Origin of the sequence: Pseudoduganella ginsengisoli (assembly GCF_009720865.1) — a bacterium.
In the GTDB taxonomy this organism is placed as follows: Bacteria; Pseudomonadota; Gammaproteobacteria; order Burkholderiales; family Burkholderiaceae_D; genus Rugamonas; species Rugamonas ginsengisoli.
This window is the reverse complement of the sequence record NZ_WNLA01000009.1, coordinates 1-22054: the sequence shown is the minus strand read 5'-3', so window position 1 is coordinate 22054 and position 22054 is coordinate 1. Positions and strand designations below refer to the sequence as shown.

Sequence of the window (22054 nt, the reverse complement as noted above, 5' to 3'; positions counted from 1 at the left end):
TTACGCGTTTTCGAAGCGGGCATTGTAGCCAATTTGGCGCCCGAATTCGATTCCGCCTGCTCTTTCTCATTCTTGTTCACACGCTAACCTGCCAGGGTGCTTTGCGCCGGGCGGGCAATGCGTTTTTTTACGGAAGCTCACATGCACCCAATGATCAATACGGCGGTAAAAGCCGCCCGCCGCGCCGCCGCCGTTATCAACCGCGCTACGTTCGACCTCGAGCGCGTTATTGTTACCGAAAAAAACCATAACGACTTCGTCACCGACGTTGACCGTGCCGCCGAAGAGGCAATCATTGATGTGCTGTCCAAGGCTTACCCTGACCATGGCTTCCTGTGCGAAGAGTCTGGCGCTTCCGCAAACGTGAACGACGATACCGAGAATGTGTGGATCATCGATCCACTGGACGGCACCACCAACTTCATGCACGGCTTCCCGCAGTACGCGGTTTCCATCGCCCTGCAAACCAAAGGCGTCATCACGCAAGCCGTCATCTACGACCCGTCCCGCAACGACTTGTTCACCGCCACCAAAGGCGCCGGCGCTTACCTGAATGAAAAGCGTATCCGTGTGGGCAAGCTGGACCGCATTGCCAACGCGCTGATCGCGACCGGCTACAAAACCGGCAACCCTGCCGCCCTGACGGAATACCTGAAGATGTACGGCATCATGGCTGAACGCTGCCAGGGCGTGCGCCGCGCAGGTTCCGCAGCACTGGACCTGGCTTACGTGGCCTGCGGCCGCCTGGATGGCTTCTATGAGAAAAACCTGAATCCATGGGATATCGCTGCAGGCTCGCTGCTGGTTTCCGAAGCGGGCGGTATCGTCGCGGAATTCAACGGTGAATCCGACTACCTGCACAAAGGCCACATCATTGCCGGCAGCCCGAAAGTGTTTGGTCAAATGGTTGGCCTGCTGGCAGAGTTTGCCTAAGAACGTTTCAAAAAGCCTGCTGCGTTGTTGCGGCGCCTTGCCGTGCTAGTGCACTGTCTGCGGCGCTGCGCCTAGCTGCAGACATTTTGAACCATTCTCTTAGTCAGAGGTCCAGGACAAAACCGGTCACCTGTACTATTCAAACAACATTCTGTAATTCTGTTACAAAATAAAAGGGGGCTGACCCCTTCATTATTGCCTTCGCGCAATAAATCTTGCGCGACTACTGTTATACTCGCCGGGCGGCTCCACCCAGCCTTATGCCCGGCTGACACCCTAGCAAACTGATAGCGTAGCGCCCATCCGGCGCTTGCTTGATATTAACCAAAAGTTAACATGTCCTTTAATACACTTGGTCTGTCTGATTCCATCGTTCGCGCGGTTGCTGAAACCGGTTACACGACGCCAACGCCGATCCAGACTCAAGCGATCCCAGCCGTTCTGAACGGTGGTGATCTGCTCGCCGGCGCACAAACCGGCACTGGCAAGACGGCCGGCTTCACGCTGCCCCTCTTGCACCGCCTGTCCACTGATGCCAACGGCGCCAAGCTGACCAACACGACGTCGACGCGCCCGATCCGCGCGCTGATCCTGACGCCGACCCGCGAACTGGCGGCCCAGGTGGAAGAAAGCGTGCGCGTTTATGGCAAATACACGAAGCTGAATTCAGCCGTGATCTTTGGCGGCGTCAGCATCAACCCGCAAATCAAGCAATTGCGCCACGGCGTGGATATCCTGGTGGCGACTCCTGGCCGCCTGCTGGACCACATGGCGCAAAACACCATCGACCTGTCGAAGATTGAAATCCTCGTGCTGGACGAAGCCGACCGCATGCTCGACATGGGCTTTATCCGCGACATCCGCAAAGTGCTGGCAGCCTTGCCGCCAAAGCGCCAGAACTTGCTGTTCTCGGCCACGTTCTCGGATGAAATCAAGGCGCTGGCTGATGGCTTGCTGAATAACCCCGCCACCATTGAAGTGGCGCGCCGCAATTCGACCGTGGAAATCATTTCACAGAAAATCCACCCGGTCGACCGCGACAAGAAACACCAGATGCTGTCGCACCTGATCCGCACGCACAAGTGGACGCAAGTGCTGGTATTCACCCGCACCAAGCACGGCGCCAACAAACTGGTGGAACAGCTGGGCGGCGACGGCATCAATGGCATGGCCATCCACGGCAACAAGAGCCAGTCGGCCCGCACCCGTGCGCTGTCGGAATTCAAGGATGGCACCTTGCAAGTGCTGGTGGCCACCGATATCGCGGCGCGCGGCATCGACATCGACCAGTTGCCGCACGTGGTCAACTATGACTTGCCGAATGTGCCGGAAGATTACGTGCACCGTATCGGCCGCACGGGCCGCGCCGGCGCCACTGGTGAAGCCGTATCGCTGGTGTGCGTCGATGAACACGTGATGTTGAAAGACATTGAAAAGCTCATCAAGCAAACCTTGCCGCGCGAAGTGATTCCAGGCTTTGAACCGGATCCAACGGCCAAGCCGCAACCGATCCAGCTGCGCAGCGGCACCGGCCACCACCGCAACCCGCGCCAGGGCAACGGCGGCGGCAACCGCAATGCGGGTGGCAATGGCGGCAATGGCCAGGCCCGCGCGAATGCAGGTGGCGGCCAGGGCCGTGCGCCTGGTGCAGCCAATGGCAACCGCAATGCGGGCGGCCAGGCGCGCGCAGGCTCGCCCAATGGCAACCGCAGTGCAGGCAGCCAGGGCCGCAATGGCGCACCAAACGGCAACCGTAACGGCGCACCGGGCGGCCGCAGCCAGGGCGCGTCGAACGGCCCACGCCACGCTCCGCGCGGCGGCCAGCAGCAACGCACGGGCGGCGGCGAACGCTGATCCCCAGCCGCGCCGGCCACACGGCGCGGCCCTGCACCCGGCGGCAATTTGGATTACGATAGCGCCCTGTTAAATCTCAACAGGACGTGCCATGCCCAAATTTGCCGCCAACCTGTCGATGCTGTTCACCGAGCAGCCCTTCCTGGACCGTTTTGCCGCCGCCCGCGAAGCCGGCTTCGATGCGGTTGAATTCCTGTTCCCGTATGCGTTCGATCCCGACCAGATCGCGGACCGCCTGCACCGCCACCAATTAAAACTGGTCTTGCATAACATGCCGTGCGGCGACTGGAATGCGGGCGACCGTGGCATGGCGTGCGATCCCCGCCGCAGCGATGAATTCCGCGATGGCGTGCAACTGGCAATTGATTTCGCCACGGAATTGGAAGTCACGCGCCTGCACTGCATGGCCGGCAAAGTGCCCCATGGCCTGGACCTGGAACGGGCCCGCGAAACCTACATCGGCAACCTGCAATTCGCGGCAGACCAATGCCGCAAGCACGGCATCGACGTCATGATCGAACCCATCAATTCGTACGACATGCCGGGCTACTTCCTCAACCGCAGCCAGCAGGCGCTCGACATCATGGCGGCATGCGACCGCCCCAACCTGTTGCTGCAATACGACATCTACCACATGCAGCGCATGGAAGGCGAACTGGCCAATACCATCCGTGCGCATCTGCCCCGCATCGGCCACATGCAATTGGCGGACACGCCAGGCCGCCACGAGCCCGGCACAGGTGAAATCCACTACCCGTTCCTGTTCAAGCTGCTCGATGAACTGGGCTATGACGGCTGGATCGGCTGCGAATACAATCCGCGCGCCGGCACCACCGAAGGACTGGGCTGGCTCAAGCAGCTGTAATCGCGAGGAAACTTGCGTCTGCGCAACAACCGGTAAATTTACCAGGAGCAAGATCAGCTTTCATTCCTAACAGGAGGAAACATGAACTTGCGCCCCCTGGTCAATTTTTGCCTGCTGGCGGCATTGGCGGGCTGCACCACTAATCCCCGCTTGCAGGATGCGCGCGCATTTGCCGCCGATACCGCCAAACTGGACAGCTACGCCGACCTCAGCGAACGCTTCCGCGATACGTATACCCGCGAACGTCCGTATCTGTCGGTGGCAGCCGACGCGCGCGAACGCCCCGCCAATACGGAGCGGCACACGGCGTTTGCCGACTTCATGGCCATCCATGACGCCGTCGTGCAATACATGCACACGCTGGGCCGGCTGGCGGGTGGCGATACCTTTTCGCTCGATGCCCCGTTGAAGTCGCTGGGCGGCAGCATCAAAGCCTGGCCCGATGCCGGTCTCGACAGCCGCCACGTCAATGCCTATAGCGGTCTGGCGCGGGTGCTGGCGCGCGCCGCCACCCAGCGAGAACAAGATAACGCTGTGCGGCAAATGGTGCATGACGCGGAACCGCACCTGCAATTGCTGCTGGACGCCATGCAGCGCCTGCTGCGCTATTACGACAAAAGCAGCGATAACGAGCGCGCCATCGTACTGGGCACGCTCGATGTGGAATTGCCGTTTGCCGATACGCCGCGTGACCGCTTGCTGGCCGTGCTGGCCAAAGCGCACCGCCTGGGCCTGGCGCAGGAATACCGGCAGGCGGGCTTGCGCCACACGCTGGCCATCAAGCATGTGGCCGCCATTGCCGCCGCCCATACGGCGCTGCTGCAGCGGATGGAAGCGCCGGACAACGCCATGGCCGCCAACGCGCCGCAACAGGCATCCGGCCCTGCGCGCGGCAGTGCGGACAGCGCGCCGCGGCCAGCCACCTTATCGCCACTGGATCAACCTTGAGCCGCACTGCCACCGGAGATTGCCATGAGCGCCACCAAGCCCCCTGCTCCAGCAGCACCCCTTGCCGAATCTGCGCCAGCCGTGCGGTCCGCACCGCCTTCGCCGGCTGCCGCCGCGCCGACTGCGCCACCTGCCCCCACGGCGCCGCCCGGTGGCATTGAAGCGCTCGCCAACAGCCTGTCCGCCATGGCCGACGCGCTGCACGAGCGCATCATGCGCGCCATCCGCCAGCGCGGCCACGATCACGCCCCGCGCAGCGATGCGCTGGAACACGGCATCACGCAGCAAGCAGCACAAGACTTGTTTGAACAGGAAGTACTGCTGCGCCAGTGCGCCAACCGCCTGTATGTGCAGACGGCGATTCTCGCAACGGCAGACGTGGACCATGTCCGGCACGACGTGCTGGCTGTGACGGCCGTGGCGCAAGAGCAATTGCGCTGCGTTGCCAAGGTGCAGAACCTGGTTGCATTGGCGGCAGACCTGGTGACGCTGGCCGGCACATTGGCCACGGGCAGGCCGGAACAGTGGCCCGCCGCCGTGCGCGACGTACGCCGCCGCCTCGATACGCTGCATGACGAAGGGAAACCATAGGCGCTATTGTGCGCGCCGTCCCGCCTGCCCCCTCTACTATAGAAAGCAAGAGGAGGCAGCAATGAACGGATTGACCGAGGAACAGCTGAACGCGCTGCACACCGCGCTGGAACAGCGCCGGCACATGCTGCTGGACCAGGTAGCGCTGGCCACCGCAGGTCCTGCTGTGGAAGAAGTGGAAACGTCGCCGGCCGACAGCGCCAGCAACCGCACGATGAACCAGTTACAGCAAGAAACCGCAGGCCACCAGATGACGCAATTGCGCGCCATTAAGCACGCGCTGGCCAAATTCAGCGACGGCAGTTACGGCAGTTGCGAAAACTGCGGCAACGATATCGGCTATTCACGTTTGCACGCGCGGCCTGAAGCCACGCTGTGTATCGCGTGCCAGACCCGCAGCGAACGCAGGCCGCGCTGACGCGTTGCGCAGCCGGTACCGCAACACGCGTGACGGCATGCGAGTGTCCATCCCGCGCAAGGCAAGCCTATAATCAAGCCATGTCCCCTGCGGGAGGTCAAGCAATGGCTTACCGGTCGATACTGGTGCACGTGGATGAAACGCCCCGCGTGGCGGAACGGATCCGCTACGCGGTGGAATTGGCGCTGCAAGATGACGGCCATTTGCTGGGCGTTGCCCTGACGGGGATTTCGCGCGTGCTGTACCAGAACGCCATCCTCGATGAGCAAGACCCCAACCTTGCCCTGCATTTGAATTTCTTGCGTGAACGCGCAAACCGCGCGCTGGAACAATTTGCGCCGCTGGTCCAACGGCTGGGTTTGCAGTCGTTTGAACAGCGCGTCGTCGATGACGATCCCGGCGCCGGCCTGAGTTTATTGGCGCGCCATGCCGACCTGGTGGTGATCGGCCAGGCCGATCCGGAACATGTCGCCACCGTGGCCGGTACGGAATTCCCGGCCCAGGTCTTGACCAACTCCGGCCGGCCCGTACTGGTCGTGCCTTATGCCGGCCTGCCCCGCCCGGCAGGCGCCGCCCATGCGCCGGCGCGGCGCATCCTGGTGGCATGGAATGGCAGCAAGGAAGCGGCGCGCGCCGTACGCGAAGCCTTGCCGCTATTAAAACGCGCCGATCACGTGTTCATTGCCGTATTCGATCCCGATTATCAAAAGGCGCTGCACGGCGAATCGCCCGGCGCCGATTTGCTGAAATTCCTGATGCGGCATGGCATCGATGCGGAAATCCTCGTGCGCCAGACCGAGCGGACCGGCATGTTGAAGCGGCCTTCCGGCACAGGTGAAGCGTTGCTGAGCCTGGCTGCAGACCAGGCATGCGATTTACTGGTGCTGGGCGCGTATGGCCATTCGCGTTTCCGCGAAACCTTGCTGGGCGGCGTGACGCGCACGGTGCTGGAAGCGATGACCTTGCCGGTGCTGATGGCGCATTAAAGGACGGCGACGGACCTATTCGTGCCACGCCTGGCTGCGGATTTTCGCCACCTGGCGCTGTGCCAGCCACATCCATAACTGCATGGCGGCTTCCTGCTTGGCGCCTGCCATCTTGCGGGGATTGGCCAGCGCCAGTTCGCAATCGCGGTCGGACCATTCGGCGTAACAGATGTCGCCGCCGGCAGCGACTTCCACTTCATACATCAAGCCATCGTCGTAGCCGAAACGTAATACCGCCGTACCGGGACCGCCATCCGGCGCCTGCACTTTGCCGCTATACACTTCAGCCAGCGCCGCGGCCAGTTGCGCCTCCGTCGGCGCAGCAACGCTGCGGCCATCGGGACGGGTCAGCTCCACCCATGCGTGCGTCATCGCAGCTCCCCTTTATTGATAACTTCCCGTGGTGGCGGGTGTGTGAGGATCGCTTTACTACGACATGGGCGCCCAGCCTTCAGGCCGGGCATCCCAGTTCGTATTTTGATTGTAGCAACTAACGTAGCCAACAACGCCGTGCTTCAAACAATTCTTGGGGAAATGTGTGCAGCGCTGCAACACGCACAGGGTGGTTCAGCGGGTGATGAATACGGGCAGCGACAGCGGATTGAAATCCTGCCAGTCGCCGTCAATAATGTTGCCTTCTGCTTCTTCAATGTGGTGGGCGCCCAGCTGGCGCAGCACGTCGATGGCGCGCTGTTCTTGCGCCAGCATGTCATCCGTATCGCCCAGGGCCACGGCCACCAGCATGCCACTGGGCCGCTGCTCGACTTCGTTGGCGATACTGCCCTGTTCCGCCTCCCCCGCTTCCTTCATGTGGGAAAAGCTGTACAGCGAACCCACGTGGCCGCCGACCAGCGCGCCCACGACGGCGCCCAGCGGTCCCGTCACGGGGGCAGTTGCCGCGCCCACCACAGCGCCTACGGCGCTGCCGGCCGCAACGCCTTTGGCCACGCCGGCATCGCTTTCCTTGGCGCCGGGCGATTTGTCACGGTCGCCGCCCAAGTCCAGCGCATTGTGCTGGCCCGGTGGATTGACGAAAAAAGTACTGATGCGTGCTTCAGGAAACCCCGCCGCCAGCAATGCATCGCGTGCGCGCGCGGTTTCTTCCTGCAATTGAAAATGGCCTGCAATGATGGTGCTCATGGTGCGCTCCTGTGTGAAGTATTGGCGCACCAGCTTGCCCGTACCGGCGCAGGCAGTCCGTGCGCTCACGCACGGGAGTGTAGATTACCAGTTGGCAATGGCGTAGGAGCGGCCCAACGTGGAAGGCGCCGTGAATACCACGTCCGGCGTCCAGGCCGGCGGCGGTGCATCGGTCCAGTCGCGCGGGTCGACGCGGTAATACTTTTGCAATTCGTCATACAAGGCCGGATGGCGTTCGCGCATTTGCCACGGCTTGCCAAAGAAAGTTTCCGTCGCCACGGCAAAGAATTCCGCCGGACTGGTTGCGCCATAATGGTCCATTACGCTGTCCGTGCGGCCATAGTAAGCGTCGTATTGCAAGTTAGCAAAGTCACGCGACAGCACGGCGGACCAGCTGCGGTAACTGTCCGGACTGCCGAGGTAAGGCGCGCCATTCGTGTGGCCGGATTCACTGTCGAGCTGGTGCGCAAACTCGTGCAGAACGACATGGTGGCTTTCGCCCCAGTGATGCGATGCATGCAGCACGTCATCCCAAGACAGCACAACCCGGCCATCTTCCCACGATTCGCCCAGCAGCGTTTGCCGCATATCCGTGACGACGCCGCCCGCCCCCACTTCACGCCGGGGCACGAGGAAAGCGCCAGGATAGACCAGAATGGTATGCAGCGCGCGGTACACTTTATTGGGCCGGTTCAGTACCAGCATGCTGGCTTGCCCGGCAATCGTGTAGCGCATTTCGTCCGTGATTTCCAAGCCTTCGCACCCGACAAATTTTTTCGTGTGCAGGAAATGCTTCGTTAATTGCAGTAATTGCTGCTGCGTGGCCGCATCCATGCGGCGGTAGGGGGGGATATTGCGCTCAACAATCGCCAGCGCATGCGGTGGCAAAGGTTGCGCCAGCGCGCGCTGCAACCGCCAGCGGGGCACCAGAAAAGGCAAGGCGCATGCCAGCGCCAGCAGGGGAATCCACCACAATGCTTCCATAGTGCCGTCCATTGTTATCGGTCAGCCACCAAGATGGGGTTCCAACAATGCAATTCAATGAGCAATTCAAGCGCATCAATGCAAACAGCCGGAACGAAGTCCGGCTGTTTTTACTGTAGCACGACGGCGCGGTCAGGACTGCGCTTTTTGCATCGATGGCGCGGCGCCAAACAGGGCGGCCACCAGCGGGTCGCGCGTCACGGGGCCGCGGTTCACGCGGATCGCATAGTGCGTATCATCGGCCAGGATGTGGAAGTGGCGGCCGGCGCCGGCCATGGCTTGCTCGCGCAGGCTGGGGCGTTCTTTACGGGGCGGCGTGCCTTCGCGTTTGGGCTGGGAAATGGCGCCCAGGAATTGTTTAACGCGCTCCGCGTCGGGCGTCAATTGATACACAGCCTTGCCCAGGTACGTCGCGGTGCCTTCAATATAGCGGGACAATTCAATCACACCCGCATCGCGCAAGTCGCGGATATATTTGCGGGCGCCCGACGGCGAAAATTTCAGGAACCAGGCGATTTCATCCGCCAGCATTTCATGCTGTTGCAGTTCAGCAATCAACTTTTGCATGTTTTCAATGCGGCGCAGGGTAGCGGACGTCGAGCGGACGCGCTCGATCGATGCCAGGGACAGTGGCTTGCGCTCAGGGACGGGGCCGGGACGCTCCACCAGTGCCAGTCTCGGCTTCTCCGTCAACTTTGCCGGTTCGTGCTGATCAGCGAGGCTGGACTCTTGGTTTTCTCTGAATGCATGCATGTGAATACTCCTTATCAATAGCCAGAGGCGCGATTCTGTGGATCGCGGCACGCGCCGTGGATTCAGGCGCCGTGCGTCGTCTACATCTGGTAATCAGGATGCCTTTCCGTCAGTTTTTGGTCTGTGCGGCAACGAACATAAGTGAGCAATACTGGAAATACGTAGGCAAATTGTTATGGAATGGTTGGGTGCGTTCCCGAACAGAAGCGGGCTGCGGCGGGTTTTATGCTGGCGGCACCTTATCCATGTGAAGGACGACATCATGAAATTACCTATGCTGCTGGCCGCCGTGGCGGCCGCCCTCACCCTCACCGCATGTGAAAAAACAGTCAACAACAGCCCGCCTGTCGTGGAAACGCCGGCGCCGGCCGCCGTGCCTGTCCCTGTACCCGTCCCAGGTCCTCCAGGCCCGCAAGGTCCACAGGGCGCGCCTGGTCCGCAAGGTGAGCCGGGCAAACCAGGCGATACCACGGTCGTGGTCCCACCCGCCGAGCCTGCCCGCTGAGTCGTTTATTAAGTAAGCGTTTCAGTTTGTAACCAACGATGCCGCTTCGGGCGGTTTAAGTTACTCTGTTACAATAAATGCCGCGCCGCACCATTTTTGGTGCGGCGCGGCTTTTTACGGGCGGCCACCGTGACGGCTGTCCGGGACTGGACTGTAGTAATTCCGCAACGATGACGATATGCATGTGCGCTAGCGCACAGTGACGTTGTACGAATGTCCATAAAGTGCAGTCCAACAGCGACATGCTGGAAATATTGTGGTGCAACAGCACTACCCTTTAAACATCGGGAGTAACTTGTGAATAACATTAAGAAAATCGCAATCGCCACGGCTTTGCTGTGCTCGACCGCCGCCATGGCGCAAGACGCAGCCATCAATCCTTCCTGGTACATCCAGCCATCGATCAGCGCCATGAAACCGGATTCGGACTTTGGCGTGGACAAAACCGGCTACGGCGCCGGCCTGAAATTCGGTAAGCCAGTGACCGACAACTGGGACGTGCAAATGGGTTACACCTATGCCCGCTCGAAAGAAGCCGGCCAGCGCTACCAGCAAGAAACCCTGGGCCTCGATGGCCTGTACCTGTTCTCCCGTAAGTCGTTCCGTCCATTCATCGTGGTGGGCGCCGGTGCAGAGCGCGACAAGACCAACCTGCGCATCAACCCGCAAACACAAAAAAGTTCGCCATTCGTCAGCGCCGGCCTGGGCTTCCAGGCTGACATGACGGACCGCCTGTCGCTGCAAGCCGACCTGCGCAACGTGCACGGCTTCCTGCGCGGTTCCGCTTTCCCGGCTGCCGGCGACAAAGCCAACAACCTGTACCTGACCGTGGGCCTGAACTACGCGCTGGGCGCGAAGCCAGTGCCGCCGGCACCGGCGCCAAAAGCCGCACCCGCACCGGAACCAGCGCCAGTAGCGCCGCCGCCACCACCGCCACCAGCACCACCTGCGCCGAAGTTTGAAAAAGTGACGATGTCGGCTACCGAACTGTTCGCATTCGACAGCGCCAAGCTGAACCCGAACCAGCCTAAGCTGGACGAACTGGCCACCTTGCTGGTGAACAACCCATCCGTGAACAACGTCACCATCACAGGCTACACGGACCGCCTGGGTTCCGACAAATACAACCAGAAGCTGTCCGAACAGCGCGCCAACTCCGTCAAGCAATACCTGGTGGGCAAAGGCGTGGCAGCGGACCGTCTGAACGCGATTGGCAAAGGCGAAGCGAACCCGCTCGTGGCATGCGACGCGAAGAAGCAAAAGCGTGCAGACTTGATCAAGTGCCTGGAACCTAACCGCCGCGTTGAAATCGACCAAGTGACGATTGAACGCCGCGTGAACTAACTTTCTGCAGCAATCACGAAAAGGGGCCAAACACCATTGGCCCCTTTTCTTTTGTGGAGCCTACTGATGAGAATACTGCGTCATCGGGGCCGCACCCTGCGCACGGTTGCAATGTGTACCATCACGGAATGGTTTGAGCACCGCGACAGCAGCAAGGGCGCCGCCCTCGCCTTTTATACCGCGTTTTCCATTGCCCCCATCCTGGTCCTGGTGATTGCCATTGCCGGCTTGTTTTATGGCCAGCAGGCGGCGCAGGGCGAATTGTTTGAACAATTGCGTGGCCTGATGGGCGCGCGCGGCGCGGAAGCGCTGCAAGCGATTCTGGCCGGTGCGCGCAACCATGTTGATGGCATGTGGGCCACGCTGATTGCCGGTATCCTGCTGCTGTTCGGCGCCACCACGGTGTTTGCGGAACTTAAAGCCAGCCTCGACGAAATCTGGCAATTGCCCCCGCTCACAAAAGGGTCGCTGTGGGATACCATCCGCACGCGCCTGCTGTCGTTTGGCATGGTGCTGGTGCTGGGCTTCCTGCTGCTGGTGTCGCTGGTGGTCAGCGCCGTCCTGTCGGTCGTGGAAAAATTCTGGCAGGGCCACTGGAGCAATACCACCATGCTGTTGACGGGCCTTAACTGGGTCATCAGCTTTATGGTCATTGCCGCCATGTTCGGCGTGATCTACAAAATGCTGCCGCGTATAAAACTGTCGTGGCGCGACGTCGTGATTGGCGCGCTGGGCACGGCAGCACTGTTCACCCTGGGCAAATATGCGATTGGCGCGTACATCGGCAACAGCGGCGTGGCCGACAGCTTTGGTGCGGCGGGTTCGCTGATAGCCCTGCTGCTGTGGGTGTATTACTCGGCGCAGATTTTTTTCCTCGGTGCGGAATTCGCGCGCCAGTATGCGCTGCAGATCGGCAGCCTGAAACACCATCCGCGCGATGAACACGGCGAGTTGAAAATGGGCTGACCGGTGGTTATTCGCCGAGCAATTCCGCAACGATTTCCATGCCTTCGATGCGCTCGGCCACCACCTTGACAATGACAATCACGGGCACGCCCAGCAGCAAGCCCCACACGCCCCACAGCCAGCCCCAGAACAGCAGCCCGACAAAGACAGCGGCAGGATTCATGCGCGCGATCTTGCCCGTCATCCACGTCGTGACAAACGTGCCCACCAAGGTGGCAATGGCCAGCGACGCGCCCGCTACCAGCAATACCATTTCCAGCGATTCGAATTGCAGGAACGCGACCAGCCCGGTCGCGCTGGTCACCAGCAGCGGGCCAAAGTACGGCATGATGTGCAGCAAGCCTGCCACGATGGCCCACGCACCCGCATTTTCCAGGCCGATGGCTTGCAAGGCCAGCCACGTCAGCAACGCCAGTAACGCATTGGTCACCAGCAGCATGAACATATAGCGCTGGATCGAACTGTTGATGTCTTCCAGGATGTGCACCGTGACTTTTTTCTGGGTCAGCGACGGCCCCGTCAGCTTGACGAGCTTGCGCTTGAACGTGTCGCCTGCCAGCAGTAAAAAGAAGACGAGGAAAATCACCATCGTCGCTTGCGACACAAAGCCTGCCAGTCCCATGGAACCGGCCCACACCCAGTCGATGACCTTGATGCCGCCCGTCTCGGACGGCGTCTTGCGCGCGGCAGGCTTGCGGGCTGCGCTGCCCGATGCCGCCTGTTCAATTTCATTAGCCACTGCCTGGATGCGTTCCAGCGTGCTGGGGCCGCTGCCCAGCTTGGCCCGCAACAGCGTCGACACTTTATGTGTAACAGTGGGCAGCTCGTCCATGATGTTCTGGAATTCACCGTGTAGGCGCTCGGCGCCGAATGCCAGGCCGCACAGAATAAACGCCGTCAGCAGCGTGGCGCCCACGGGGCGCGCAATACGCAGCCGCTCCAGCCAGCAGACGACGGGGTTCAGCGTATAGGTGATCAGGATGCCCAGCAACAGCGGCACGAGAAACGCACGCGACCATTGCAACGCATAGAGAAAGGCGACGGTGGCAATCACGCCCAGTGCGAGGCCGCGCGCATTGACGTGGATGGGGAGGCGTTCGGCAGCAGCGCCGCTTTCCCCTTCGGCGGCAGCATCAGGTTCGGGAGGAAAGGCGGCAGGCATCATTGCAGTGGTGCGGGACCGTCGCGGTCCCGCATGCCATCATTACTTCACGCGGATGTCGTTTTTAACTTCCTTCACGCCCTTCACGCTGCGGGCGATTTCACCGGCGCGCGTGATGTCGGCAGGCTGCGCCACAAAGCCGCTCAGCTGCACCGTGCCTTTAAAGGTTTCCACGTTGATTTCCGTGGATTTCAGCGAAGGCTCATTGAAGATGCTGGCTTTGACCTTGGTGGTCAGCATGGAATCGTCAACATATTCGCCGGCGCTTTCCTTGGTTGGCGTGGAAGCGCAGCCCACAACAGCAAACGCGGTGGCGGCGGTAAAGACGGCAGCAGCAAATTTTTGGGCAAATTTCATGATAAGACTCCTTGGTTAGTGCTCATCAGAGCAGTCCACCGGCATGGGTGCCATGCCGGCATGCAGGGGCCTGCAGCAGGCCGTTGTTCAGGAGTGTCGGACAGTTGCGCCGATTCATCTGTACGCTATCGAACACAGAACGCGCTCCGGAAACAGCGTGCGTCACCGCACAGACCCTGTGCATGTTGCTGACTAATCTGTTTGCATCCTCACCAAGGAGAACAACATGAAGACAACGCAAGCAATGGCAGCATTGATGATCGCGGCTTCTACCCTGATCACCGGCTGCTCGAACACCCCGGTGCAATCGACCAATTACTCGTCCATGGGCAGCGCCGCCACCTATGGCACGATTGAATCCATCCAAACCGTACGCATCGACCCTGCCACCAGTGGCGTGGGCGCGGTGACGGGCGGCCTGGTGGGCGCACTGGTGGGCAACCAGATTGGTTCCGGCAGTGGCCGCGCCGCCGCAACGGCAGCCGGTGCAATTGGCGGCGCCGTCGTGGGCAACAGTGTGGAACACAACCGCAGCCAGCCGTATGACGCGTACCAGATCACCGTGCGCATGGATAACGGCGACTACCGCACCATCAACCAGGACAGCGTGTACGACCTGCGCATCGGCAACCGCGTGCGTGTCGTCGACGGCCGTGTTTATCGCTACTAAGGAGACGTCATGGGCACCATATTGCTGATCGTACTGGTACTGGTTTTAGTGGGTGCTTTGCCGGCCTGGCCATACAGCCGCGGATGGGGTTATGCCCCCAGCGGTATTGCCGGCATCATTGTGCTGGTCTTGCTGGTCATGCTGCTCACTGGGCGGCTATAGGAGGACATCATGAACAAAGTCATCGCGGCGGCCCTGCTGGCCGCCTGCTGCGCAGCGCAGGCGCAAACGCCACCCGATGTGGCTGCCCATCAGCGCAAGGAACTCAGGCATGGAGATCCGGCCCGCTGGTATAAGGCCGACCGCAGCACGGCTGCGCAATTGCGTACGCTGCGCAAGGAAATCAACGCCGCGTATGCGGAAGCCAAGATCGGCTGCAAAAAAATGGCGGCCGATGAACGCAGCGACTGCATGAAGGAAGCCCGCGACAATTACGCAGCGGACATGAGCAATATGCGCGAGCTGAATTACGCGGCGAACCATATGGACACCAGCGTGTACGAAACCACGGGGCGCTGATCTCTAACTGAAAAACGGTGCCAGGGACTTTTCTGCCGCAAAGCAAGAAAGTCCCTGGCGCATTCTTGCGAAGTGGAAACGAAAAACGCCGCGAATGCGGCGCCGGTCGGGGCGGAACAGCTTTAGTGGCGGTGTTTGTGGCTTATCCACATGCCGGCGATCGCGGCGGCTACACCGGCCAGCAGCACGGGTTTGATCAACCGTTTGCGGATAATGAACGAACCCGCCTTGATCGCATACGGCAAAATCTTGGGCAAGCTTAGCCCGCTGGCCAAGCCCGCGACACCAGCCAATCCACCGCCATGCTGGCCGCTGAACAGTGACCCGAACCGGTGGTGCATGGCGCCCATCGCGTGATCCACGGCGCTGTGCATCAACGCATCCGGATGCAATGCATAAGCCAGCTGGCCCTTCGCATGGGCCACGCTGACGCGGTATAACTCCCCTTCGCGCACCAGCCGTTCTTTCGCAACGGCCAGTGCCGCACTATCCGCATCCTTCATTGAGTCTCCTTGGCACTAAAAAGCCTGCAGCGTCGTTGTAGCGCCTTGCCGTGCAGCAGCACTGTCCGCGACGCTACGCCTGGTTGCAGTCGTTTGAAAACAGCGCCTCATAGCAGCATTTCGCGGTCAGCCTTCAGCTCGGCCATGGTCGCAGGCAGCGACAATTTTCCTTGCCGCAGCATGGAACGCGCGCTCATGATGAAGCCAATGGTGATCAGCAAGAACGCCACCGCCAGCACCAGCAGGATTTTCCACCCCATGGCTTCCCAGCACAGGAAGATGATGGTGGCCGTGGTGAACGCAATGGCGAACCAGCCAGCCAGCAGCGCCAGCGCAAACACCACGGCCAGTTCGACCAGGTGATTGCGCGCTTCAGACAGTTCCAGGGCTGCCAGCTCCAGCCGCGACAGCATCAGCCGTCCCGTGTTGCGGGCCACCGCGGCCAGCGAAGCAATCAGGCCGGGATGGGACGGCGCTGGCTGTTCCATATCGAGTGGCGCCACTGGATCAGCGGCGGCCCAGGATCACGCCGACCAGCAGGCCCACGCCGGCTGCCAGCGCAATCGAACGCCATGGGTTTTCCTTGACATAGGCGTCGGTGGACTGCGCCATTTGTTTGCCAGCGGCAACTGCGCTTTGCTGGGCTTCGTGGGCCTTGGCCAGTGCCGTGTCCAGCGCCCGCATGCCGCGGCCACGCAGTTCCTCTGCTTTTTCGCCCGTCAGCGCGGTGGCGGCCGTGAACAGCGCTTGCGCATCTTTCACCAGGGTTTTGACGTCGTTGTTCACGGTACTGATGTTATTTTCCAGCATGATGGGCTCCTCAGTTGGGGTGTTAAAAACAGTGTGATGCAGTCCGGCGGAATCGGTTATTCCAGCAGATCACGCATGTCGTCAGCGTGTTCCTCTTCCACCGCCATGATCTTGATCAATAACTGGCGCGTGGTCGGGTCGGATTCGCCGATCTGCTCGATCATCTGGCGGTACGATTCAATGGCGACCCGCTCAGCAATCAGGTTGGCGCGCACCATGGATTGCACCTCCCTGGACTCATCATACTCGGCATGGCTACGCTCGAGCAATGTTGCTGGATTGAAATCCGGTTCGCCATTCAATTGAATGATACGCTCAGCCAGCCAATCTGCATGTTCCTGTTCCTGCTCCGCGTGTTCGAGGAACTCCGCCTTGATAGCAGCATTCTGCAAACCGGTCACCGTGTAATAGTGCCGTTTATAGCGCATGATGCAGACCAGTTCGGTTGCCAGCGCGCCATTCAGCAATTGAATGACTTCTTCGCGGTTGCCCTTGTAGCCTGCCGTGACCGGGCCATCGGCCAGGTTTTGCGCAGCTTGCCGGATCGCGTTGGTATCAAGGCCGGCCAGCGTGGATAGGGTCGATGCTGCCATGTTTTCTCCTGTTTCTTAATGTGAAGAAGATGCCCGGCCGGAAAGCCCGGCATCCTGGCTTTCGTTAATGGCGGGCGTTGACAGTGCGGCCCGCGTCGGACAGCACGATTTCAACGCGGCGGTTCAACTGGCGGTCCGCCGAGTTCGCGTTGCTGGCGACCGGATATTCTTCGCCATAGCCGCGCGTACTGATGCGGGTGCCCTCAATGCCCATGTTCATCAGCGCATTACGCACGGATTCCGCGCGGCGCTGCGACAGCACGAGGTTGTGTTCGGCCGTGCCGGTACTGTCCGTGAAGCCTTCCACCATCACCGTGCGGTCCGGGTGCTGGCGCATCACGTCCGCCAGTTTTTGCAGCACTTGCATACCGCCCGCCGTCAAATTCGACTGGTCAACGTTAAACAGCACGTCGCCCATCGTCATGACAATGCCCCGATCCGTCTGCTTGGCTTTCAAGTCCGCCAGCTGGGCGGCCAGCGCATCGGCTTGCGCCTGCGCATCGCGGGTGGCCGCAGCCTGGCTCTCCGCTGCCGCGCGAGCCGCATCCGCTTCCGCTTTCGCCTGTTCTGCACTGCGTTTAGCGTTATCCGCTTCCATCGTGCGGGCTTCCAGGCGGATCTGGTCGCGCTGGCGCGCGGCGTCCGCTACCGCAGCTTCAGCCGACTTTTGCTTGGCGACTTCCTGTGCCGTGGCGACGCGCTGCTTGGCCACATAAGCCAGCTTGTCGACTTCCGCAATGCTTTCATGGCGCGCCGCCGCTTCATTGGCGCGGTCCAGCGCGGCAGTTGCCTGGCGCAACTCCACTGCCGCATATTGCGATACGGCCGGGTTACCCTGCGCCGCCATGTAATCGCCTCTAGCCTGGTCCAGCATGCTGGTCGTCGTGGGTGCGGAGCTGCAAGCGGACAACGCAATGGCCAGCGCCAGCGCAGCCGGTTTAAGGAAGGATGGCTTCATGATCTTCTCCTTTTTTATTTGACCTGGGTACTGTTGGCGCGTTCCAGTTCTTCGCGCAGCACGCGGATGTTTTCCTGCAGCGCATCTGCCGCTGCCGATGCCTTGGCTGAACCCGCCTTACTTTGCGCCAGCTTGGCGTCCGCCTGCGCCTGCATGGCCAGGTCGCGCGCCCGCTGGTAATCCTTGGCCGCCAGCGCCTGGTTGGCTTCCTGCACTTTGGCGCGGGCCGACATCATTTCCGCCGGCGCCGCATCGGCAGCGCCGGCAGAGACCGCGCTTTCCACGGCAGCGCGCGACACTGCCACGTCCGCCGTGGCGGGCGCCTTCTGGCTGGCGCAACCGGCCAGCAGCATGACGGCCAGACCGCACAGGGCCGGCACGGTATGCATACGTGAGCTCATTGTTTTTCTCCTTCGGTTGGATGGGTACAGACGTTATAGGCCCGATAAGCAACGCATTCAGTACGCTGACGCACATAGAGCCTCGTGCGTTGCTGTTGACGCACCCGGCCGTTGCACGCCAGAATTCCGCCTCTGCCATAAAAGGTCCGTGCGGGCACGCACAGAGACCGCCACCGCGCAGCGCTATGCTTAACACTGGAAACATCACGGAAAGGCCCCCACAATGACCTTGCCACGCCGTAGCAAAATTGCCCTGGCCATTGGCGGCGTCCTCGTTGCCGTCCCGGCCGCCGCGCTGATTGCGCTGCATTATTACGACTGGAACCGCGCCCGCCCCTGGCTCAATGAAAAGACCAGCGAAGCAATCGGGCGCCCGTTTGCCATCCGCGGCGACTTGTCGCTGAACTGGGAAAAACACGTCGTGCCGGACCGCGACCGCAGCTGGCACGACTGGATCCCGTGGCCGCACCTCGTGGCGCACGACGTTCATATCGGCAACCCAGCCGCCATGACTGCCGCCGGTGCGCCGCCCGACATGGCCAGCGTCAGGGAATTCTCGTTTTCCCTGAACCCGTTCGCGTTGCTGGACAAGCAGATTTCCATTCCCGTGCTGCGTTTCGAAGCGCCCGCCGTACTGCTGCGCCGCACCGCCGACGGCGCCAATAACTGGACCTTCGACAAGAAAGACAAGCCGTCGCCATGGAAGCTGGACTTGCAGCGCATCGTATTCAACAAGGGCGTCGTGCACTACCTGGACGATGTGGCGAAAGCCGATGCCACGGCCGACATCGACACCATCAATGCAGACGCCACGTATGGCGTGTCGTGGACATTGCATGGCAGCTGGAAAGGCGCGCCGGTCAAGGGCAACGGCAAGGCCGGCGCCGTGCTGTCGCTGCAACAGCAAACCACGCCGTATCCCGTGATGGCGGATGTGACGCTGGGCGGCACCCGCATTGCGGTTGAAGGCACGCTGACCAAACCCACTGCGCTGGCGGCGCTGGACATGAAACTGCATATCTCCGGCCCCAGCATGGCGCGGCTGTATGCGCTGACCGGCATCGTGCTGCCGGAAACGCCGCCATTCAGCACGTCCGGCCATTTGACGGCGACACTGGGCAAAGACAGCGGCCACTACGTGTATGACAAGTTCATGGGGAAAGTCGGTTCCAGCGATATTGGCGGCCACCTGGAATACAAACAGCAAAAGCCGCGCGGCTACCTGAGCGGCAACGTGTCATCGAAGCTGCTGCAATTTGCCGACCTGGGCCCGCTGGTCGGCGCGGATTCCAACGCCAGCAAACAGGTGCGCGGCGTACCCGCCGTGCAGCCCGCCAACAAAGTGCTGCCGGTGGAACCGTTCAAGACCGAGCGGTGGACCAGCATCGACGCGGATGTCGGCTTCAAGGCCGACCGCATCGTGCGAGAAAAGCAGTTGCCGATCGCAAACCTGTACACGGAATTCCATTTGAAAGATGGCGTGCTGGCGCTGACGCCGCTGAATTTCGACTGGGCCGGCGGCACGCTGCATTCGAACGTCAAGCTCGATGGCAGCAATACCAAAGTCAAGGATGCGATTGCCGCGGAATTGAAAGCCGATGCGCGCCATTTAAAGTTGCGAGAACTGTTCCCCACGCTGCCGGACTTGAAAGCCAGCGTGGGTGAAATCAATGGCAATGCATCGCTGTCGGCGACGGGCAATTCCGTCGCCACCCTGCTGGCCAAATCCAATGGCGAAGTCAAAGCGCTGATCAACCAGGGCACCATCAGCAAACTGCTGCTGGAACAAATGGGGCTGAACTTGGGTAACGTCGTGCTGACGAAGCTGATGGGCGACAAGCAAGTCAAACTGCATTGCATGGCGGCCGACTTCAAAGTCACCGATGGCAAAGCCGATGCGCGCCAGTTCATTGTCGATACCGATGATGCGATCGTGTATGTGACGGGCTCGGTCGACCTGGCCAATGAAAAGCTGGACTTGACGATGAAACCGGACAGCAAGGGCTTGCGCATCATTACGTTGCGCTCGCCGATTTATTTGACGGGCACGTTTAAAAATCCGGACGTCAGCATCGACAAGAAAGTGCTGGCATTGAAAGCAGGCGGCGCCGTGGCGCTCGCGGTGGCCGCTGCGCCGGTTGCCGCGCTGATCCCGTTGATCAATGCGGGCCCGGATAAAGACAGCGAGTGCGCGGCCCTGCTGGCGCAGGCGCGCGTCAAACCGAAAGCACCGCCGCCGGGCAAGCAGGCCCGGTAGGGATGCAACTGCAAGGCAACAAATTTGCCTTGCACGTTAGGTGGCGAACAGAACGTTTTCACCTCGGCCGCTACAGTGTTCCTGTCAGTGATAAAAACAGGAGCATGCCATGAAAACTTTACTGTCCACTTCCATATTGGCCGCGATGCTGGCGTTAACGGGGTGCGCACCCACCACTGTGACGTCGGCAAACGATGCCTATGTGGCCGACAGTGTCGTCACTGCTAACGTGAAGTCCGCACTTGCCCTCCAGCCGGGCTTGAACCCGGCGGAAATTTACGTGGAAACCTACCAGGGCAATGTGCAGCTGGGCGGTTTTGTATCGAGCCAGCAGGAAATTGATACCGCGCTGGCCGCCGCACGCAGCGTCGCAGGGGTGAAGCTTGTTACCAATGACATGCGATTGAAATAATCAACGTAGTTCAAAGGTGCAGGGTCTTCAGGCCAGGCATCTGCACTTTAAATTCAAGCGTGCAGGGCCTTTAGGCCGGGCACCTTCATTTTAGGAGAACATCATGCATACGATGAAAACTGTTGCGGCCATAGCCGCCTTCCTTTCGCTGGGCGCTTGCTCGAGCATGAGCCAGCAAGATAAAAACACGGCGGTAGGCGCTGCCATTGGCGGCGTGGCCGGCTCCGTACTGACGGGCGGCAGCACGGCAGGCGCTGTCGGCGGTGCGGCAGTGGGCGGCGTGATCGGCAACCAGGTCAACAAGCCACCACGCTGATTGCCCGCCGTACACGGCAAAGCCCGCCATTATTGGCGGGCTTTTTTTGGCTCTGTTCGCGTTAATCGTGGAACTTTCCCATCGGCGTCCGGTCCAAGGAATCACATCCCGGGACTGGAGACGTATCATGGAAATGCAAGCCTTTGGATTATTGCTGACGCAGCTATCGGCATTGACGGCGCACCAGTGCGCGCAAGTGCAGGCTTGCCTGGGGCTGGAGGCGCCGCGGCCGCCGGTGGGGCGTTTGCTGGACCAGGCGGCCCAGCCGCAACTGTGCTGCCCGCGCTGCCATGCCACGCGCTGGTACCGGCATGGCCGCGAGTGCGGCTTGCAGCGCTACCGCTGCCGCGCCTGCGGCAAGACCTTCAATACCCTGACCGGCACGCCGCTAGCGCGGCTGCGCCATAAAGAGCGGTGGCTGGCTTACCTTGACAGCCTGCTGGCCTCGCACACGGTGCGCCAGGCCGCCGCCCGCAGCGGCGTGCACCGCAACACCAGCTTCCGCTGGCGCCACCGTTTCCTGGCGCTGCCGCGCACCGACCGCGCACCGCTGCTGCACGGCATTGCCGAGGCCGACGAAATGTTCTTGCTGGAATCGCAGAAGGGATCGCGCCACCTGACGCGCCCGGCGCGCCGCCGCGGCGGCAAGGCGCACTGGCGCGGCATTTCACATGAACAAGTCTGCATCCTGGTAGCGCGCGACCGCAACGGCCGCACGCTGGACTATGTGACCGGCCGCGGGCCGCTCACCAAAACCAGCCTGCACCGCTGCCTGCGCCCGGCGCTTGATCCCGACATCCTGCTGGTGA

The 22054-nt window shown here is 61.1% G+C and carries 29 protein-coding genes; 17 read left to right on the top strand and 12 right to left on the bottom strand.

Annotated elements, in window-relative coordinates:
- Positions 1 to 150: 150 nt before the first annotated feature.
- The 7 genes from GM668_RS14560 (at position 151) to GM668_RS14530 (ending at position 6595) form a co-directional block, all read left to right on the top strand.
- A complete protein-coding gene (locus GM668_RS14560; protein ID WP_155439829.1) occupies positions 151 to 933 on the top strand; it encodes an inositol monophosphatase family protein in 783 nt (260 codons plus the stop codon).
- Between the two features lie 336 nt (positions 934 to 1269).
- Positions 1270 to 2787, top strand: coding sequence for a DEAD/DEAH box helicase (locus GM668_RS14555; RefSeq protein ID WP_155439688.1), 1518 nt, complete (start codon positions 1270 to 1272; stop codon positions 2785 to 2787).
- Positions 2788 to 2878: 91 nt separating this feature from the next.
- Complete coding sequence (gene otnI, locus GM668_RS14550) at positions 2879 to 3652, top strand: 2-oxo-tetronate isomerase (protein ID WP_155439687.1); 774 nt, start codon at positions 2879 to 2881, stop codon at positions 3650 to 3652.
- Positions 3653 to 3733: 81 nt separating this feature from the next.
- Complete coding sequence (locus GM668_RS14545; RefSeq protein WP_211923401.1) at positions 3734 to 4600, top strand: hypothetical protein; 867 nt, start codon at positions 3734 to 3736, stop codon at positions 4598 to 4600.
- A 24-nt stretch (positions 4601 to 4624) separates the two neighbouring features.
- Positions 4625 to 5191: a hypothetical protein gene (locus tag GM668_RS14540; RefSeq protein WP_155439686.1), complete on the top strand. Its 567-nt coding sequence runs from the start codon at positions 4625 to 4627 to the stop codon at positions 5189 to 5191.
- 61 nt (positions 5192 to 5252) lie between these two features.
- Complete coding sequence (locus GM668_RS14535) at positions 5253 to 5609, top strand: TraR/DksA family transcriptional regulator (RefSeq protein WP_155439685.1); 357 nt, start codon at positions 5253 to 5255, stop codon at positions 5607 to 5609.
- Positions 5610 to 5713: 104 nt separating this feature from the next.
- The gene (locus tag GM668_RS14530; RefSeq protein ID WP_155439684.1) at positions 5714 to 6595 is read left to right on the top strand and encodes a universal stress protein; all 882 of its coding nucleotides are present in this window, start codon (positions 5714 to 5716) and stop codon (positions 6593 to 6595) included.
- A gap of 15 nt (positions 6596 to 6610) precedes the next feature.
- On the opposite strand, the gene GM668_RS14525 is transcribed toward GM668_RS14530, so the two are convergent.
- From GM668_RS14525 to GM668_RS14510, 4 genes are all read right to left on the bottom strand, one after another.
- Complete coding sequence (locus GM668_RS14525; RefSeq protein WP_155439683.1) at positions 6611 to 6967, bottom strand: hypothetical protein; 357 nt, start codon at positions 6965 to 6967, stop codon at positions 6611 to 6613.
- Positions 6968 to 7162: 195 nt separating this feature from the next.
- On the bottom strand, positions 7163 to 7735 hold the full coding sequence (locus GM668_RS14520) for a glycine zipper domain-containing protein (RefSeq protein ID WP_155439682.1): 573 nt from the start codon (positions 7733 to 7735) through the stop codon (positions 7163 to 7165).
- A gap of 84 nt (positions 7736 to 7819) precedes the next feature.
- Positions 7820 to 8719, bottom strand: coding sequence for a M90 family metallopeptidase (locus GM668_RS14515; protein WP_155439681.1), 900 nt, complete (start codon positions 8717 to 8719; stop codon positions 7820 to 7822).
- Positions 8720 to 8851: 132 nt separating this feature from the next.
- The gene (locus GM668_RS14510; RefSeq protein WP_229499336.1) at positions 8852 to 9472 is read right to left on the bottom strand and encodes a winged helix-turn-helix domain-containing protein; all 621 of its coding nucleotides are present in this window, start codon (positions 9470 to 9472) and stop codon (positions 8852 to 8854) included.
- 262 nt (positions 9473 to 9734) lie between these two features.
- On the opposite strand from GM668_RS14510, the gene GM668_RS14505 reads away from it, so the two are divergent.
- From GM668_RS14505 to GM668_RS14495, 3 genes are all read left to right on the top strand, one after another.
- Positions 9735 to 9977 carry a hypothetical protein gene (locus GM668_RS14505; RefSeq protein ID WP_155439680.1) on the top strand — a complete coding sequence of 81 codons (243 nt, stop codon included), beginning with the start codon at positions 9735 to 9737 and terminating at the stop codon, positions 9975 to 9977.
- 297 nt (positions 9978 to 10274) lie between these two features.
- A complete protein-coding gene (locus GM668_RS14500) occupies positions 10275 to 11321 on the top strand; it encodes an OmpA family protein (RefSeq protein WP_170305645.1) in 1047 nt (348 codons plus the stop codon).
- A gap of 66 nt (positions 11322 to 11387) precedes the next feature.
- Positions 11388 to 12287, top strand: a complete 900-nt coding sequence (locus GM668_RS14495) for a YihY/virulence factor BrkB family protein (RefSeq protein ID WP_155439679.1) — start codon at positions 11388 to 11390, stop codon at positions 12285 to 12287.
- Positions 12288 to 12294: 7 nt separating this feature from the next.
- Here GM668_RS14495 and GM668_RS14490 read toward each other — a convergent pair whose 3' ends face one another.
- On the bottom strand, positions 12295 to 13452 hold the full coding sequence (locus GM668_RS14490; RefSeq protein ID WP_229499334.1) for an AI-2E family transporter: 1158 nt from the start codon (positions 13450 to 13452) through the stop codon (positions 12295 to 12297).
- 39 nt (positions 13453 to 13491) lie between these two features.
- Positions 13492 to 13806 carry a BON domain-containing protein gene (locus tag GM668_RS14485; RefSeq protein ID WP_155439678.1) on the bottom strand — a complete coding sequence of 105 codons (315 nt, stop codon included), beginning with the start codon at positions 13804 to 13806 and terminating at the stop codon, positions 13492 to 13494.
- A 226-nt stretch (positions 13807 to 14032) separates the two neighbouring features.
- On the opposite strand from GM668_RS14485, the gene GM668_RS14480 reads away from it, so the two are divergent.
- From GM668_RS14480 to GM668_RS14470, 3 genes are read left to right on the top strand one after another with little or no spacing between them, the layout of a single operon-like run.
- Complete coding sequence (locus GM668_RS14480) at positions 14033 to 14476, top strand: outer membrane lipoprotein (protein WP_155439677.1); 444 nt, start codon at positions 14033 to 14035, stop codon at positions 14474 to 14476.
- Positions 14477 to 14485: 9 nt separating this feature from the next.
- A complete protein-coding gene (locus GM668_RS14475) occupies positions 14486 to 14638 on the top strand; it encodes a DUF3309 family protein (RefSeq protein WP_155439676.1) in 153 nt (50 codons plus the stop codon).
- A 9-nt stretch (positions 14639 to 14647) separates the two neighbouring features.
- Positions 14648 to 14995 carry a hypothetical protein gene (locus tag GM668_RS14470; protein WP_155439675.1) on the top strand — a complete coding sequence of 116 codons (348 nt, stop codon included), beginning with the start codon at positions 14648 to 14650 and terminating at the stop codon, positions 14993 to 14995.
- Positions 14996 to 15117: 122 nt separating this feature from the next.
- Here GM668_RS14470 and GM668_RS14465 read toward each other — a convergent pair whose 3' ends face one another.
- The 6 genes from GM668_RS14465 to GM668_RS14440 all read right to left on the bottom strand — a co-directional run bounded on the left by GM668_RS14465 (position 15118) and on the right by GM668_RS14440 (position 18260).
- On the bottom strand, positions 15118 to 15498 hold the full coding sequence (locus GM668_RS14465) for a hypothetical protein (RefSeq protein ID WP_155439674.1): 381 nt from the start codon (positions 15496 to 15498) through the stop codon (positions 15118 to 15120).
- 107 nt (positions 15499 to 15605) lie between these two features.
- A complete protein-coding gene (locus GM668_RS14460; RefSeq protein ID WP_155439673.1) occupies positions 15606 to 15986 on the bottom strand; it encodes a phage holin family protein in 381 nt (126 codons plus the stop codon).
- Between the two features lie 19 nt (positions 15987 to 16005).
- Positions 16006 to 16308, bottom strand: a complete 303-nt coding sequence (locus GM668_RS14455) for an ElaB/YgaM/YqjD family protein (RefSeq protein ID WP_154373596.1) — start codon at positions 16306 to 16308, stop codon at positions 16006 to 16008.
- 56 nt (positions 16309 to 16364) lie between these two features.
- Positions 16365 to 16901: a ferritin-like domain-containing protein gene (locus GM668_RS14450; RefSeq protein WP_155439672.1), complete on the bottom strand. Its 537-nt coding sequence runs from the start codon at positions 16899 to 16901 to the stop codon at positions 16365 to 16367.
- A gap of 64 nt (positions 16902 to 16965) precedes the next feature.
- Positions 16966 to 17859, bottom strand: coding sequence for an OmpA family protein (locus GM668_RS14445; RefSeq protein ID WP_155439671.1), 894 nt, complete (start codon positions 17857 to 17859; stop codon positions 16966 to 16968).
- Positions 17860 to 17873: 14 nt separating this feature from the next.
- Positions 17874 to 18260 carry a DUF4398 domain-containing protein gene (locus GM668_RS14440; RefSeq protein ID WP_229499332.1) on the bottom strand — a complete coding sequence of 129 codons (387 nt, stop codon included), beginning with the start codon at positions 18258 to 18260 and terminating at the stop codon, positions 17874 to 17876.
- 223 nt (positions 18261 to 18483) lie between these two features.
- Here GM668_RS14440 and GM668_RS14435 point away from each other — a divergent pair, with 223 nt between their 5' ends.
- The 4 genes from GM668_RS14435 to GM668_RS14420 form a co-directional block, all read left to right on the top strand.
- Positions 18484 to 20517, top strand: a complete 2034-nt coding sequence (locus tag GM668_RS14435) for an AsmA family protein (protein ID WP_155439670.1) — start codon at positions 18484 to 18486, stop codon at positions 20515 to 20517.
- A 109-nt stretch (positions 20518 to 20626) separates the two neighbouring features.
- Positions 20627 to 20929 (top strand): BON domain-containing protein, encoded by a 303-nt coding sequence (locus tag GM668_RS14430; RefSeq protein WP_155439669.1) that lies wholly within the window; start codon positions 20627 to 20629, stop codon positions 20927 to 20929.
- Positions 20930 to 21032: 103 nt separating this feature from the next.
- Positions 21033 to 21245, top strand: coding sequence for a YMGG-like glycine zipper-containing protein (locus GM668_RS14425; RefSeq protein ID WP_155439668.1), 213 nt, complete (start codon positions 21033 to 21035; stop codon positions 21243 to 21245).
- Positions 21246 to 21372: 127 nt separating this feature from the next.
- A partial coding sequence (locus tag GM668_RS14420) for an IS1595 family transposase (RefSeq protein ID WP_155439667.1) occupies positions 21373 to 22054 on the top strand: 682 nt, incomplete at its 3' end.